Here is a 283-nt window from a genome sequence, read left to right on the forward strand (position 1 = left end):
GCGTTAACCAAAGTAGACGGCCTCTCCAACGCTGATGAAGAAAAATTAATTCAACTTATATAGACATTGATTTTCATCCCTGATTACCCATCCGCCCATGCTATAATAAATTAATAATAAGCGATTTCGCCAGGAGGTCTTACAAATGGAAGATAGACTGGATTTTATTCTAGAGAAATTGGGCGAACTTGATTCTATCAAAGAAAGGCTCAGCCAACTGGCTTCTAAAGAAGATTTGAAACAGATGGCGACTAAAGATGATATACGAAACATGGCCACCAAA

The organism is Siminovitchia fortis, from assembly GCF_007681465.1.
Taxonomy (GTDB): Bacteria; Bacillota; Bacilli; order Bacillales; family Bacillaceae_C; genus Siminovitchia; species Siminovitchia fortis.